15 protein-coding genes and 1 pseudogene are annotated in these 15309 nt (G+C 43.1%); 8 read left to right on the forward strand and 8 right to left on the reverse strand.

Annotated features, from left to right (window positions below; translation table 11 throughout):
• Nucleotides 1-278: 278 nt before the first annotated feature.
• Entirely contained in the window at nt 279-1373 is a 1095-nt protein-coding gene (locus V7K25_RS02140; RefSeq protein ID WP_335154647.1) for a phosphotransacetylase family protein, read from the forward strand.
• A 116-nt stretch (nt 1374-1489) separates the two neighbouring features.
• Here the strand turns inward: V7K25_RS02140 and V7K25_RS02145 are convergent, their stop codons facing one another.
• Nucleotides 1490-1669 carry a monooxygenase family protein gene (locus V7K25_RS02145; RefSeq protein ID WP_335154649.1) on the reverse strand — a complete coding sequence of 60 codons (180 nt, stop codon included), beginning with the start codon at nt 1667-1669 and terminating at the stop codon, nt 1490-1492.
• Nucleotides 1670-1851: 182 nt separating this feature from the next.
• On the opposite strand from V7K25_RS02145, the gene V7K25_RS02150 reads away from it, so the two are divergent.
• The 3 genes from V7K25_RS02150 (at nt 1852) to V7K25_RS02160 (ending at nt 3449) form a co-directional block, all read left to right on the forward strand.
• Nucleotides 1852-2355 (forward strand): DNA recombination-mediator protein A, encoded by a 504-nt coding sequence (locus V7K25_RS02150; RefSeq protein ID WP_100902618.1) that lies wholly within the window; start codon nt 1852-1854, stop codon nt 2353-2355.
• 87 nt (nt 2356-2442) lie between these two features.
• Nucleotides 2443-2841, forward strand: coding sequence for an MAPEG family protein (locus V7K25_RS02155; RefSeq protein ID WP_335154651.1), 399 nt, complete (start codon nt 2443-2445; stop codon nt 2839-2841).
• 116 nt (nt 2842-2957) lie between these two features.
• Nucleotides 2958-3449 carry a YajQ family cyclic di-GMP-binding protein gene (locus tag V7K25_RS02160; protein WP_012411046.1) on the forward strand — a complete coding sequence of 164 codons (492 nt, stop codon included), beginning with the start codon at nt 2958-2960 and terminating at the stop codon, nt 3447-3449.
• Nucleotides 3450-3712: 263 nt separating this feature from the next.
• Here the strand turns inward: V7K25_RS02160 and V7K25_RS02165 are convergent.
• Both V7K25_RS02165 and V7K25_RS02170 read right to left on the reverse strand, forming a co-directional pair.
• Nucleotides 3713-4260: pseudogene (locus V7K25_RS02165) on the reverse strand (glutathione S-transferase family protein).
• 6 nt (nt 4261-4266) lie between these two features.
• Nucleotides 4267-4731 (reverse strand): hypothetical protein, encoded by a 465-nt coding sequence (locus tag V7K25_RS02170; protein ID WP_335154653.1) that lies wholly within the window; start codon nt 4729-4731, stop codon nt 4267-4269.
• A gap of 399 nt (nt 4732-5130) precedes the next feature.
• Here V7K25_RS02170 and V7K25_RS02175 point away from each other — a divergent pair, with 399 nt between their 5' ends.
• Nucleotides 5131-5850, forward strand: coding sequence for a tetratricopeptide repeat protein (locus tag V7K25_RS02175; protein ID WP_335154655.1), 720 nt, complete (start codon nt 5131-5133; stop codon nt 5848-5850).
• A gap of 227 nt (nt 5851-6077) precedes the next feature.
• Here the strand turns inward: V7K25_RS02175 and V7K25_RS02180 are convergent, their stop codons facing one another.
• Together V7K25_RS02180 and psaM are read right to left on the reverse strand one after the other, a co-directional pair.
• Nucleotides 6078-6488, reverse strand: coding sequence for a hypothetical protein (locus tag V7K25_RS02180; RefSeq protein ID WP_335154657.1), 411 nt, complete (start codon nt 6486-6488; stop codon nt 6078-6080).
• Between the two features lie 250 nt (nt 6489-6738).
• Entirely contained in the window at nt 6739-6828 is a 90-nt protein-coding gene (gene psaM / locus V7K25_RS02185) for a photosystem I reaction center subunit XII (RefSeq protein ID WP_040630342.1), read from the reverse strand.
• 199 nt (nt 6829-7027) lie between these two features.
• On the opposite strand from psaM, the gene V7K25_RS02190 reads away from it, so the two are divergent.
• Together V7K25_RS02190 and V7K25_RS02195 are read left to right on the forward strand one after the other, a co-directional pair.
• Nucleotides 7028-8296: an FGGY-family carbohydrate kinase gene (locus V7K25_RS02190; protein WP_335154659.1), complete on the forward strand. Its 1269-nt coding sequence runs from the start codon at nt 7028-7030 to the stop codon at nt 8294-8296.
• A 356-nt stretch (nt 8297-8652) separates the two neighbouring features.
• Nucleotides 8653-9393, forward strand: coding sequence for a dienelactone hydrolase family protein (locus V7K25_RS02195; protein ID WP_335154661.1), 741 nt, complete (start codon nt 8653-8655; stop codon nt 9391-9393).
• A 26-nt stretch (nt 9394-9419) separates the two neighbouring features.
• Here V7K25_RS02195 and V7K25_RS02200 read toward each other — a convergent pair whose 3' ends face one another.
• The 3 genes from V7K25_RS02200 to V7K25_RS02210 all read right to left on the reverse strand — a co-directional run bounded on the left by V7K25_RS02200 (nt 9420) and on the right by V7K25_RS02210 (nt 12238).
• On the reverse strand, nt 9420-10376 hold the full coding sequence (locus V7K25_RS02200) for an N-acetylglucosamine kinase (RefSeq protein ID WP_335154663.1): 957 nt from the start codon (nt 10374-10376) through the stop codon (nt 9420-9422).
• 127 nt (nt 10377-10503) lie between these two features.
• Nucleotides 10504-11769, reverse strand: a complete 1266-nt coding sequence (locus V7K25_RS02205; protein ID WP_335154665.1) for an MFS transporter — start codon at nt 11767-11769, stop codon at nt 10504-10506.
• 46 nt (nt 11770-11815) lie between these two features.
• Nucleotides 11816-12238 (reverse strand): GxxExxY protein, encoded by a 423-nt coding sequence (locus V7K25_RS02210; RefSeq protein ID WP_335154706.1) that lies wholly within the window; start codon nt 12236-12238, stop codon nt 11816-11818.
• Between the two features lie 58 nt (nt 12239-12296).
• On the opposite strand from V7K25_RS02210, the gene V7K25_RS02215 reads away from it, so the two are divergent.
• Nucleotides 12297-15281: a valine--tRNA ligase gene (locus tag V7K25_RS02215; RefSeq protein WP_335154667.1), complete on the forward strand. Its 2985-nt coding sequence runs from the start codon at nt 12297-12299 to the stop codon at nt 15279-15281.
• Nucleotides 15282-15309 lie beyond the last annotated feature (28 nt).

The raw sequence follows: 15309 nt of genomic DNA on the forward strand, positions 1-15309 counted from the left end.
ATAGGACAAAGGGACAGGAAGACAAGGTGCAATACCGTTGGGTTAAGGAATTTCTTGGTTAAGGCAGACAATTAGGGAAGAGAAGTTGTTCTTGAGAGAAGAATAACTGAACAAGAACCCTCTTTTCTCAAAAGCCTCCCCTGCCTTTCCTGCTTGTTAATCAGAAGGTAATTCTGGGAAACCTTAATTTGTGAGAGCTAGAGGCTTTTGCCAGAAGGAACTAGAATTAGGAAACACCTAGCTGGGTTCTTCTGACTTTTGAAATTAGGAGTGCATGTGTGCCAAAATCCCCTAAATATTTGCTGATTGGATCAACCGAGACTTACAGCGGTAAATCTGCAACTGTTCTGGGTTTGTCTCATCAGCTACAGCAAAAAGGACTGGATATTACCTACGGTAAACCGCTTGGTACATGTTTGAATTCGTCCAGTGGAACCGTAATTGAGGAAGATGTCCAATTCATCGCTCTTAGCCTCAATTTGCCGGAAAACCGTGTTGCACCTACAATGCTGGCTTTGGATGAACTAAATGTGCAAAAACGCTTGCGAGGGGAAGACAAAACCGATTATCAGCAGTCTTTAATACAGCAATATTTGCATAAATCCCAAGGAGATTTGGTGTTACTGGAGGGGCCTGGTGATTTGTCCGAAGGCAATTTGTTTGACTTGTCTTTGCTGCAAATTGCTGAAGTATTGGATGCTGGCGTGCTGTTAGTAGCCCGCTATAAATCGTTGCTTTCGGTTGAGTCGCTATTGGCTGCTAAAGGGCGTGTGGGCGATCGCTTGATTGGAGTTGTAATCAATGATATCCCTGTCACTCAACTAGAAGCGGTTGACACTCTCTTGCGCCCATTTTTGGAACAGCAGGAGATTCCGGTGCTAGCAATGCTGCCCAACAGCGATTTGCTCCGCAGTGTCAGTGTTGGCGAACTGGTCAAACAGTTAAAGGCTGATGTTCTCTGTCGCAACGATCGCATGGATTTGTTGGTTGAAAGTTTAGCAATTGGAGCCATGAATGTCAATTCTGCTGTGAAATATTTCCGCAAACGCCGGAATATGGCAGTGGTGACAGGAGGCGATCGCGTGGAAATTCAGCAAGCGGCTTTGGAAACTTCTACTCAATGTTTAATTCTCACTGGGCAACTACCACCCCCACCGTTCATTCTCAGTCGCGCTGAAGACCTAGAAATCCCCATTTTGTCTGTTGACTTAGATACCCTGACTACTGTAGAAATTGTTGACCGCACTTTTGGTCAAGTCCGTGTCCACGAGCCGATAAAGGTTCAGTATATTCGCAAGTTGATGTCCGAGCATTTTGACATTGACCGTTTGTTATCCAAACTAGGTTTAACTCCAGCAACGGCATTGTCTTAGATTCATTGCTCAGTTATCAGTTAGGAGGCTGTATTGCTGGTGAGGGTACAGCTGGCTCACCGTTACCTCCCAAGGGACGGCGAGCTGTTTCTTTGCGCCCCATCGCTGGGACGTGCTTAGTTGCAAGCAGCTAATCCAAAGACAGGCATATTGCCGTAAATAGCTTTATATCTTCCCGGCTCTATTAAATAAGTTTCGTGCCAAATGCCGACACTGCCATCAGCACCAATGCTTTGATTAAACCTTTGCCAAGCTTTTAGATGTGGATCGGCTGGATTTTTGGCAAAACGCTCCAAATCCTCTGACTCTCCTAAATGGCACTAGTTACGAAACACATTGGCTAGTTTGGTGTAACCAAGTAAGGGAGCTACTGAACCAAACAATCGAAAATTAGTAGCAATGTTTAACTTAAGTTTTCCTCGTATCTACACGCTGTTTGATAGAATATCTGGGTCGTTTAATCTGATTTTCTCCATCTTTGAGCCAATCAACAGACCTTATTAACCTAGATACATTAGCGCAAGAACTAGCGACAATCCAGCAAACGGGTTCTAAAAGAATCGCCTTGCTGGGTTCTCGTCACGTCCCGATTACGCATCAGAATCTTATTGAAATGATGACTTATGCCCTAGTTTTATCGGGTAATCGAATCATTACTTCTGGTGCTACAGGTACAAATTCAGCTGCTATCAAGGGAGCAACCCGGGCTGATGCAAATTTGTTGACAGTGATTCTACCCCAAAGCCTGGAACGCCAGCCTTTGGAATCGCGCCAGCAACTAGAACAGGTAATGCATCTAGTCGAAAATCCCAGTAATGATACTCTGTCTCTTGCTGAAGCTAGTTACTTGTGCAACAAAGAGATTGTCTCCCGTTGCCAGCAACTAATCTGCTTTGCGTTTCACGACAGTCGCACCCTGTTACAAACTTGTCAGGATGCAGAAGAACAAAGAAAAGTGGTGACGCTTTTCTACTTTGATTAGTCATTTGTCATTTGTCTTTCGTCATTTGTATTTGACTAATGACTGATGACTGATGACTGATGACTAATAACCAATGATTAATAAGTAATGATAATTTTTTTGTACTCGATCGCTGCTGCTGTCGTTCTAATTTACGTGCCATTTTTGCTAGTAGCTTATGCCCGTGTGCGTATTGGGTATGAAAGTTTTTCTACTCCTCGCGCTATGTTTGATAAATTGCCACCTTATGCACAACGAGCTACTTGGGCACATCAGAACACCTTTGAAGCGTTTATAGTGTTTGCGGCAGCAGCATTGATGGCTTATGTAACTGGTGTAAATTCAACTAAGGCACAAGTGGCTGCGATCGCCTTTGTGGTAGCCCGTTTGCTATACTCGATTTTTTATATTTTGAATATACCCCTTTTGCGCTCGCTGATGTTTGCCATTGGCATTCTTAGCTCTGGCACTCTCATCTTATTGAGCATTATCCAAACTAGTAGTTAATTGGGGAGTTGGGAGATGAGGGAGATGAGGGAGCAGGAGGAGAACTTGCAACAAATCTTTACCCATTGTCGTCAATTCCCAATCCAAAATCCAAAATCTAAAATCTAAAATGTTTTATGGCTTCTACTTTTTCTTTTGACATTGTGAGCGACTTTGACCGACAAGAGTTGGTTAACGCTGTCGATCAAGTTATCCGAGATATCAAAGGTCGTTACGACCTCAAAGACACTGAAACTACTGTCGAGTTAGTCGAAGAAAGCATTAACGTTAGTACTGACAGCGAGTTTACCTTAGATTCTGTACACACTATTCTGCGGGAAAAAGCCGCAAAGCGTAACCTATCCCAGAAAATCTTTGATTTTGGCAAAGTTGAATCGGCCAGTGGTAATCGCGTGCGTCAAGAAATCAAACTCAAAAAAGGCATTAGTCAGGAAATCGCCAAACAAATTTCCAAATTGATTCGGGACGAATTCAAAAAGGTACAAGCTTCAATTCAAGGGGATGCTGTGCGGGTTTCTGCCAAATCTAAAGATGACTTACAAGTAGTTATGCAACGCCTGAAACAAGAAGACTACCCGGTGGCTTTGCAATTTACAAATTATCGTTAAAAGATTTTCATGGTGGGTACTACCTATCCAAACTAAGTTTTGTGAAGATTTTTTGTTTGGATCTAATACACGGTACTTAAACTTAACGCTAAAAGGGTGTTTAGAAACCGCGTCTACACAGGCAAAACCCGCCTGCGCGGGTTAAAAACCTTAATTTTCTATTATCATTAGCCCACCTCCGTGGGCTTTGTTTGTGTAGCCGCGAATTTCATTCGCCGAGGCTTAACTTGACACCCATGCACATCTGTGCATCCTTACTAAAATCAAGCCTGTCCGCCAATACTTTTTTGAAATGCTGGACGCTCAGATAACTGCTTCATATAGTTCAACACGGATGGATAAGAACTGAGGTCTAGCTTCAGCATGACGGGAATGTAATTCAGAATAGATCCCACTGCCACATCAGCAACAGTGAACTCATCGCCAAGCAAAAAAGGTTGCTTACTGAAAATTTCATTTAACGGAGTCAACAAGCGGGGCATTTCCCGCTCCCGACTTGCTTCTACAAAAATTCCTGGCCCAAGGGTAGCATTGGCAAACAAAACCCATTGGTAAAATACAGCACGTTCCTCTGGCGAAAGTGGAGTTTTAGCGTACTTATCGGCAAAATTGCCCCGGATTCCCAAAGTTTAAAATCCCCATCAACAATTGCTGGAACTTTACCAACTGGGTTAATTGCCAAATATTCAGGTTTGAGGTGTTCACCTGCCTGCATATCGAGCTTGACGAATTCGTAAGGAACTTTGAGTTCCTCTAAATACCAGTGAACAATTGAGGCTCGACTACGAGCGCCACCATAAAGTTTGAGCATAATTACTTAAAGAACTTTGTGAGTGTGAGAATGCTGTTTAACGTTGTCTTCTTTGGTGACAACTCTAGCGGCGTTTAATACCCGCTTGCGCTCAATGGAATACTTAAATTCACTGTAGTTTGTACCTAAAGGAATTAAAGATTTTGCAGATTCACGACGCTTGTAGGTACGAGCTGCTGCAAATGCCCGTGGGATAAATTCTTCTCCAAACTGAGCCGACTCTGGGAAGCCATCTGGCAACAGTTGTGAATCGCCATCCAGCACAGATCCCAAAGTTGTTGCATGAGCCAGCTTATAGGAGGTAGGAATGCCCTTTAAGAGCGCTTCCAAAGCCGCAGAGGGAATCGGTTCTATAACTTCGATTTGATAAACCTCTCCATCTTCTTTGACGAAGCAGGTTGCCAAGCCGATAACAATGTAATCATCGGTTGCTAAATCAGGGGCATTGGGATAGGAAATTGCAGTTGTCATCGGAAAATTTCTCAAAATTTAAAAATTTAATCTAGGGAATGGGGAATGGGGCATTGGGTATTAATTATTCTCCTCCTGCTTCCTCATCCCTCTCATCCCCTCTTTAATGAACGGCTTGTTGGCATTCTACCAATTTGTCGCTCTTACTACTTGACTAGCCTTTGAGATTGACATCTGCTATTTCTGGAATTCACCCTGGGGATGAAGTATTCATGATTAGGTTTGAGGATTAATTAGTTTATCTAGGGCGTAGATTTCTCTTGTGCGGCTAGGTTAAGTTCTCTCTTAAGTTGCTTTACTGTAATCCTAAATACTTTAAAAATAGACATAGTAGTAAAACCACTAGCAGACGAAAACTAGAGTTTGATTCCACAAAACACGGATTTAGTATAGGTAAATATGAATATTCACTCATTTTTAGCTAATGGTGATCAGCAAAGTAGCAAATATAGGATTGTTTCCAATATTACACATAAAGCCCAAGCACAGAGGAAAAATGACGGTGGCGAATCTGTTTTAGGCGATCGCTATTTACGCTCTTGTGCTTTGAGGTCGGCTCAACAAGGAGATTATACTGAGGCGATCGCACTTTTAAGCCAACTAATTTCCCGCCATCCCCAAAATGCCATTGATTACAACAACCGGGGGCTAATTTATTTCCAAAGTGGTGAAAGGCAAAAAGCCCTTTCCGACTATGATACCGCTCTCAAACTTAATCCCTATTTGGCTAGTGCTTATAATAATCGGGCAAATTACTACGCAGCTTGTGGAGAATTAGCAGCAGCACTTGCCGACTACGATCAAGCGATTGATTTCAATCCTCGTCATGTCCGAGCGTGGATTAACCGAGGCATTACCTGGCGTGATTTGGGGCAATATGAGGAGGCAATTGAGAATTTTGAGGTAGCACTACTTTTCGGTCAACTAGAAGGTCATATTTGGGCTGAACGCGGCAGAACTTACCATCTTTGGGGTGACTGGAATTGTGCGATCGCTGATTATCGTCGCGCCCTCACTCAACTGCCCTATCTCGACAACAGTCAGGATATTACTGGTTATCGCTTGCGTTTACAACTCGAAAATTGGCTAAACGAGCTGCTATCTCAATCAGCGTCCTAATTGGTAGATTAGTTCTTCTGGGGGGATTCAAAATTAAAAATAATTGATTAAATTTTGAATGGTACTTTAGTGACGCTGTATCGCTCATGACTAATAGATGATAGCTACATAGCTATTCAAAAATTAGCTATTAACCATTATTTATTAGCAATAATATAAATTAACACCCGGCTTATACGTAGCCTGAATCACAAGAAAGTTAAATAATCCGAAATTCGCTATTTGTCTTAGGGTGATGGCTCTGTTTGTTGATCTTCTAGGCGATCGGGATTCATCAACACGACTCGACGCTGGCTAGGATCAAATCGGTATCCTTGTTCTTGCATAATACTTTTGGTTTGCTGAGGATCGAAGTTACGGCTAAATTGCACCTGTAAACCATCGACATGTCCTTCCATCAGCTTGACTTCAGTACTAATTTCGCGCAACTTTTCTTGCTGTGACCAATGATAAGGCAAAAGTTGTGATAAGGCTGATGCTGCAACGGCTGTAATCACAACATTAACCGCTATTTTGGCTGTGCTTTCCAGTGCCATCACCTGGTAAGAACGTTGGCGAAGATGCCGCTTTGGTCGAGGAGTGACCCGGCGTTTTTGTATAGGTTGTAACGGTGGTCTGGAGGGTTGAATCGCGTTCATGATGCTAAAAAATAACCTCGCTGAGTGAAGGGAAGCACTGTAAAAGCTCTCTGGCGCTAATTACTGCTGATTTAGCTGTCATATTACTTCATTTTTTTGAAATAGCTACAAGTGTTGTACCAGTTAAAAAATAACCTGGCTTACGTAAGTGCAAGGTTTCTAGATATTTATGGCTTTACACCATGAATTCTGGAAATTGCACCCCGTACTGCCAGGATTATTAGCTTTTTAACTGTGTCACATCGGAGCCTTATTTGTAAAGTTCTGTGGCTAATCGCCAAGCTAGAACTCCGGGGATCAAGGCCACAACTAGAGCGATGTAGACTTGAGTATCTGAGATGGAAGATATCTGAGCGATGTACAGAGTATCTAAGATAGGCATGGCTGAAAACCTCCTAACCTGAATTGATTTTGAACAGTTCGTTTACTACTTTTCCTTGTTTTGCCAAGATTGGGGAATATCTTGTTACAAGATGCAACAAAAGCAGTTATTAATCAGTAGTCCTTAGTGATTCTTTATTAAAAAAATTCATAAAACTATGGATTTGTATTTGGGTATCGACTTTGGCACCTCTGGCGCACGCGGTATGGTGGTTGATGAGGAAGCTAGCATCCAGGCACAGGTGCGATATCCCTTCCAGGACTCACCAGCCGCCATTACGCCCAAAATTTGGCAGGAGGCTTTGTTTATGCTGGTGGAACAAATACCTAACCAATTGCGGCGAGAAATTAAAGCGATCGCAATTAATGGTACTTCTTCCACCGTCTTACTGGTCAATGCTGCTGGCAATCCAACAGATGCACCATTGCTGTACAACGATGCGCGGGGATCATTGGTGCTAGAGCATTTGAGGAGTATCGCACCCCCCAATCATACTGTATTGAGTGCCACCTCCAGCCTCGCTAAACTTTTGTGGATGAGGCAACAACCCTCTTTTAGTGAAGCTAGATATTTCCTGCATCAAGCAGATTGGCTGGCGTTTCTCCTACATGGACAGTTGGGGATTAGCGATTACCATAATGCTTTAAAGCTGGGTTATGACGTGGAAGAGTTGAAATACCCAGAATGGCTAGAAAAGTTGCAAATATCGATTCAGCTACCCAAAGTTTTAACTCCTGGTACTCCCATAGCTCAATTACGTCCTGAAATTGCGGATAAGTTCGGTTTTCGCCGTGATTGTCTGGTGTGTGCAGGTACAACTGATAGTATTGCTGCTTTTATCGCCAGTGGCGCAAAATTACCTGGTGAAGCTGTGACTTCCCTTGGTTCAACTTTGGTACTAAAGTTGTTAAGTCGTACCCGGCAAGAAGATGCCAGATATGGAATTTACAGCCATCGGTTGGGGGATTTGTGGCTGACTGGTGGTGCTTCTAATACTGGAGGTGCAGTACTAAAGCAATTTTTCACAAACGCTGAGTTAGAAAGCCTTAGTCGGGAGATTGATCCATCAAAAGCCAGCGATTTAGATTATTATCCGTTATTGAAGGCAGGCGATCGCTTTCCGATTAACGATCCCAATTTACCCCCACGATTGTCACCACGCCCAGATAACCCAGTGGAATTTTTGCATGGGTTATTAGAAAGCATTGCCCGCATAGAAGCGCGAGGGTATGAATTATTACAACAAATGGGCGCAGACAAGTTGAGTTGTGTTTATACTGCTGGCGGTGGTGCGGCCAATGATACTTGGACTGCGATTAGGGCGCGTCATTTGCAGGTTCCTGTAGTGGAGTCAGTGTACACAGAAGCAGCTTACGGAACGGCGCTGTTGGCGATGGGAGGCGGAATTAAGGGTGAACAAGAGTAATTATGTAACAATCTTTTCGTAGGTATTTCTTAAATCAGTATCTATCCCAGTGACAATCTACATATCTCGGCCGATACTGGGATGATTAGATACCGGACTATAGATTCCAGGTTCACGATCTGGGCAGCTATTCGGGGATGGGTGATTCGCAGCAAGCGAATGTCATCTGTCCCCTTTACTAATTATTGGTGTGAGTTCTAACTAGCTTACCGTCGCTAAGGTAACAGGTGTATTAAGGCGATCGCAACAAACTTTCACTGGGAAAAGAACGCCAAATTGTGGGTTGAAAGTAACCGGATGCTGCGGCGCTACAGTGTAGAAGCTAATGACAGCAAGCGGAACACGGAGACAAAAAAGTGCAAATCACTAAGCGCAATGTTGAATTAAGAGTAGATGGCAGCTTAATGCGTGTTTATGTAGCGGCTCCCAAAGCAGCAGGAAAATACCCTGGTATTGTGTTCTACAGTGATATTTATCAGTTAGGTGATGCAATGATTCGTCTAGCTAACTACTTAGCAGGATACGGCTATGTAGTAGCAGCCCCAGAAATTTTTCACCGAATAGAGCCAGTTGGTTTAGTAATTGAGCCAGACGATCTGGGAAGGATGCGCGGTAATGACGATGCGCGTCGAACCTCCGTAGCTGATTATGATGCCGATTGCCTTGCTGTGATTGAATTTCTGAAAACAGAGAGTGCGGTTTCTCCAAATCAAATAGGCACTCTCGGCTTTTGTATAGGTGGACATTTAGCCTTCCGCGCAGCATTTCAAAGCGAAATTCGGGCTTGTGTTTGCTGTTACCCGACTGGGATTCCCAGTGGTAAACTGGGTAAAGAGGTAGCCGATACAATCCACAGGGTAAGTGAAATCAAAGGCGAGATGCTAATGGTGTTCGGTACTCTTGACCCTCATATACCAGAGAGCGATCGCCAAACTATAATAAAAGCAATTGAGAATGCTAACATCCCTCACCAAGTTTTCTCGTATGAAGCAGAACATACATTCATGCGCGATGACGGTTATCGTTATGATTCTAGTGCTACCACCGCAGCTTGGTCTGAAATAGTAACTTTCTTGGGGCGGATATTTGCAGACTGAAAACTTATATTATTGCTTTCTTCGCGTCAATTTTGAGTTGTCTGCAACGCTAACAAACCAGCACCATAAGCAGGTTCATACCTCGGAAAAATCACCTTTACATTAGGAAACTTCTTAACAAGAGATGCTGTAAATCTTTCATGGATCTTGCATCTACCGCGCCAGACACTTCCCGTTGTGACTATTTCTAAAACTGAGTCAGCACTAAAAATTGCATCAATTACTGTAGATGTAGCTTTTACTAACTCTTTTACAGCATCATCAATTATGATATTCGCTACTATATCACCTGATGCGGCTGCAAAATCTACAATTGGTGCTAAAGCAGCTATCTGTTTAACTCCCCATTCTCGGCGATATACGACTTCTATTAAATCTTCTATACTCTCTAAATCAAGATGCTGTTTGAAACCCTCTAGCAAACTCGTTGATATTTCCCGTCCATCATAAGATTTTAATGCTGCATTCATGCCTGCGATCGCAATTTTATAAGCGCTACCTTCATCTCCTAAAATATAACCCCAGCCGCCGACTCGCTTAGTATATCCCTGATGATTTCGCCCAAAAACTATCGAACCAGTGCCGACTGCAACCACAATTCCTATAGGCTGACCAATTCCACCAACTAAAGCAATTAAAGCATCGTTACAAATTACAATATTCGCTGGTTGTAATGCCCAATTAATAGGCAATTTATTATTCTGTAACTCTTTAAAGAAACCTTTTACTACTTCGATATCTGTTGCACGACCTACACCTGCTAAACCCAAACATATCGCGTCAATATTCACAGAATTTGTAATTATTGCTGCCTCAACCGCATTTTTAATTGCAGATTGAATAGATTGTAAAGTTGCTTCGATACCTATACTCTGATAATTAGCTGGGCCTGCTTCAGCACGACCTAGCACTAGATGCAAATCATCCATCAAGACACAAACAGTTTTGCTACCGCCGCCATCTATTCCTAAAACATAAGTCATATAGCAGTCCTAAATCATCTATTAAAATCTCCATTTCTTATCTCTCTGTGTTCTCTGCGCCTCTGTGGTTCGATTAAAATCCTATTTTTCATAACTCATTTAGGATTGCTATAGATTTGTAATAATGTTAATTATTTATACCTTTCGTTTCTTCTTTTAAAGGAATGAAAAATAGAGCAATCATCCCAGGAATCGTGAGCAAACAGACCAAGACAAAAAATAATGGATAACCAAGTGCTTTTTGCAAATAACCGCTAACTAATCCGGGTAACATCATTCCTAAAGCCATAATGCCAGTAGAGATAGCAAAATGAGAAGTTTTATATTCACCTTGGCAAATATACATTAAATAAACACTAAAAGCTGTAAATCCAAAACCATAGCCAAATTGCTCTAAGGAAACCAAGGGATATACTAATGTTAGTGAAGGTTTCGTATAAGCCATATACACATAAAATACATCAGGTAAATTCAAAGCTAAAGCCATAGGGAAGAGACATTTTTTTAATCCATATTTAGAAATTAGTAAGCCTCCTAAAATTCCTCCACAGATTAGGGATATTACCCCAAATGTACCGTAGACCAATCCGACATCTGACGTTGATAGTCCTAAACCGCCTACTTCTGGTTTGTCCAATAAAAATAAAGAGGCTATCTTGACAAGCATTGCTTCGCCAAGTCTGTACAGCAAGATAAATGCTAAAATACTTATAATTTTAACTTGAGCAAAATATGAGCTAATGATAGACCAAAAGGGGATTCTTTCTGTAGCCTGTAGCTTTTGTTTATTATCTGATTCAGGTAAGGGTAAAAATAGGCGATGAGAAATAAAAAAAATTGCTAAAATTAAAGCTGAGAAGCCAATAGCTATAGTCCAGCTTAAAGGAATATTATTGAGAGATACTTCAAGCTGACCTGCTAAGACTACTAATATTCCTGAACCGAAGATAACAGCAAGTCTATAAGAAAGTGAACGAATGCCGACAAAGAAGGCTTGTTGTTCTGGAGATAAAGCGAGGAGATAGAAGCCATCTGTGGCAATGTCATAAGTTGCAGAAATAAATGCTCCTATTGTTAATGTTGCGAGGGAGATGAAAAAGAAATTTGGTAGTTGTAAGGAGATGGCTATCAAACCCAAGCAGCAGAACATGGCAAATTGGGTGTAAATTATCCATTTGCGTTTGGTAGAGTAAGTATCGACAATTGGGGCCCAAAACATTTTGATGACCCAAGGTAGATAGAGGAAACTTGTCCACAGGGTGATTTGAGTGTTGTCTATTTCGAGTTTTTTGTAAAAGATTACGGAAACTGTGTTGATGATGATGTAAGGTATGCCGGAGGTGAAATATAGGGTGGGGATGAATGTCCAAGGGGAGGTTGTTTGGTGTTTCATGGGTTTGGGGAACGAACCGCAGAGGCGCAGAGGGCGCAGAGAGAGATTAAGAGAGGATGATGCGTTTGATGCCGTCTTTGAGGAGGGGGACGTTAAAGTTGATGAGAAGGGCTAAGGGGTAATTAGTCATTTTAAGGTATGAGAGGACTTGAGCTTCGTGGATTGGGGCTAAATTTTGGACAGCTTTTAATTTCACAATTAAACAATTGGCAACCAGAAAATCTAATCTCCCCTTGCCTACTTCATGTCCTTTGTAATTTACTGTTACCGACTTCTCAACCAAATGGGGTATCCCGCACCTGAAAAATTCTATAATTAGCGCCTCCTTATACACCTCCTCCAAAAACCCTGGCCCCAACACCCTATGCACCTCAATCGCCGCCCCAATCACCTCACCCGTAAGCCGATTCATCTCCTCTCCTAACTCTCTTCCCTCCGCGTTCTCTGCGCCTCTGCGGTTCGTTTCCATCAATCCCTCTCCAACCCTATGGCAAAATTTATAAAAGTCCTTCCTTAGTTTGCCCAGCATGACCGCAACCATTCCCAATCTCCCCAGTCTCTACGACCCCTTTTCCACCGAAGCCAAGTGGCAAAAATTCTGGGAAGACAACCAAGTTTACAAAGCTGACCCCAACAAAGGCGGTGAATCCTACTGCATCGTCATTCCCCCCCCAAATGTCACCGGCAGCTTACACATGGGTCACGCCTTTGAAAGTGCCTTAATTGATACCCTCGTGCGCTACCACCGGATGCAGGGACGCAATACCCTATGGCTACCCGGAACTGACCACGCCAGCATTGCCGTGCATAGTATGCTGGAAAAGCAACTCAAAAAAGAGGGTAAGACTCGCTACGAATTGGGGCGCGAAAAATTCCTAGAACGCGCTTGGCAATGGAAGGCGGAGTCTGAGGGAACGATTCTGAATCAGCTACGACGCTTGGGTGTCTCAGTGGACTGGTCACGCGAAAGGTTTACTCTGGATGAGGGTTTATCTAAAGCTGTTGTCGAGGCATTTACTCGCCTCTACGAAGAAGGCTTAATTTATCGTGGTGAATATTTAGTTAACTGGTGTCCCGCTTCTCAGTCGGCTGTATCTGACGTGGAAGTGGAAAATCAAGAGGTGAATGGAAATCTCTGGCACTTCCGCTATCCCCTCACCGATGGTTCTGGTTTTGTAGAGGTGGCGACAACTCGACCAGAAACGATGCTGGGTGATACGGCTGTAGCAGTTAATCCCAATGACGATCGCTACAAACATCTCATTGGCAAAACTCTAACTCTGCCAATTCTACAACGAGAAATTCCCATCATTGGCGATGAATTCGTTGACCCGACTTTCGGCACAGGCTGCGTAAAGGTAACTCCCGCCCATGACCCCAACGATTTTGACATGGGTAAGCGTCACAATCTGCCGTTAATCAACATTATGAACAAAGACGGTACTCTCAACGCTAATGCTGGGGAGTTTCAAGGACAAGACCGCTTTGTTGCTAGAAAAAATGTGGTTTCTCGCTTAGAAGCAGATGGCTTTTTGGTGAAGATAGAAGATTATAAGCATACCGTTCCCTACAGCGATCGCGGTAAAGTACCTATTGAACCTCTCCTCTCGACTCAGTGGTTCGTCAAAATTCGCCCCCTCGCTGACAACACTCTCGAATTCCTCGACCAGCAAACTTCCCCAGAGTTTGTCCCCCAACGCTGGACTAAGGTCTATCGTGATTGGCTAGTAAAACTCGAAGATTGGTGTATCTCTCGCCAATTATGGTGGGGACACCAAATTCCGGCTTGGTACGCTGTCAGTGAAACGGGTGGACAAATTACCGATAATACGCCCTTTGTGGTGGCGAAATCGGAAACCGAAGCTTGGGAGAAAGCTAAATCACAATTTGGCGAAAATGTCAAGTTAGAACAAGACCCAGATGTGCTAGATACTTGGTTTTCTTCTGGACTCTGGCCATTTTCAACTTTGGGCTGGCCAGAACAAACTCAAGATTTAGCGACTTACTACCCAACTACTACTTTGGTGACCGGCTTTGATATCATCTTTTTCTGGGTAGCCAGAATGACCATGATGGCTGGGCATTTTACGCAGCAAATGCCTTTCCAAACGGTTTATATTCATGGCTTGGTGCTGGATGAAAAAGGCCAGAAGATGTCTAAGAGCAAAGGTAATGGTATTGACCCGTTGTTATTAATTGACAAATATGGTACTGATGCCCTTCGCTATACCCTAATTAGGGAAGTTGCGGGGGCTGGTCAAGATATCCGCTTAGAATACGATCGCAAAAAGGATGAATCCGCATCTGTTGAGGCATCGCGCAACTTTGCAAATAAGTTGTGGAACGCTGCCCGGTTTGTGATGATGAATTTGGATGGACAAACACCGCAACAATTGGGAAATCCAGTAGCTACCGAATTGAGCGATCGCTGGATCATCTCGCGGTATCATCAAGTTATCAAACAAACCACCAATTACATCGATAATTACGGTTTAGGGGAAGCAGCAAAAGGACTCTACGAATTCATCTGGGGTGATTTCTGCGATCAGTATATTGAACTGGTGAAATCCAGATTGCAAGCAGATGCCTCTACAGCATCGCGGCGGGTAGCACAGCAAACTCTCGGCTACATATTGGAAGGAATTTTAAAACTGCTTCATCCGTTGATGCCTCATATTACCGAAGAAATTTGGCAAACTCTCACCCAACAACCGATAGATTCCCCGCAAACTTTACCGTTACAAATCTATCCCCAGGTAGATGCAAACTTAATTGATTCAGCTTTAGAAGAACAGTTTGAATTGCTGATTGCTACTATCCGCACAATTCGCAATTTGCGGGCTGAGGCGGATATTAAGCCAGGGGTAAAAGTGACAGCGAATTTGCAAACTGAAAGTGAGAAGGAGCGGGAAATTCTTACTTCTGGACAAGATTACATTAAAGATTTGGCGAAGGTTGAGACTTTAACTATTACCGACAAGCAAGAAAAGCAAACTGTTGCAGTTAAAAAACCTCAGAGGGGTTTGAAGACAATTGGCTTAATTATTGTGGCTATTGTCTTTGGTAGATTAGGTTTAGCTGCGGGAAATGCCATTGATGACATTCCCCTCGTCGGAACTTTCTTTGAACTAGTTGGTTTTGTTTACACAGCGTGGTTTGTTAGCCAAAATTTACTCACTGCTCAAGCAAGACTTAGGTTATGGAGCAGATTTTTCCCGCAGAGAGAATTAGAACAACCACAAGAAGCAGAAAATGCGATTGCAGGTGTAATTGGTACAATACAGGTGCTAATTCCTCTAAGCGGTGTGGTAGATATTGAAGCTGTACGTGCCAAGCTAGAAAAAAGCTTGAGTAAAGCTGATGCCGAAGTTCAATCCCTGAGTACCAGATTAAACAATCCTAGTTTCGTAGATAGAGCTAGGGCTGACGTGGTACAGGGAGCGCGTGAAGCCTTAGCAGAAGCACAGAAGCAAGCTGAAATTTTGCGCGAGCGTCTGAAGGGATTGTCGTAGCGATCGCCTGCGTGGCTTAGGATAACCG

Origin of the sequence: Nostoc sp. (assembly GCF_036919495.1) — a bacterium.
Classification (GTDB): domain Bacteria; phylum Cyanobacteriota; class Cyanobacteriia; order Cyanobacteriales; family Nostocaceae; genus Nostoc.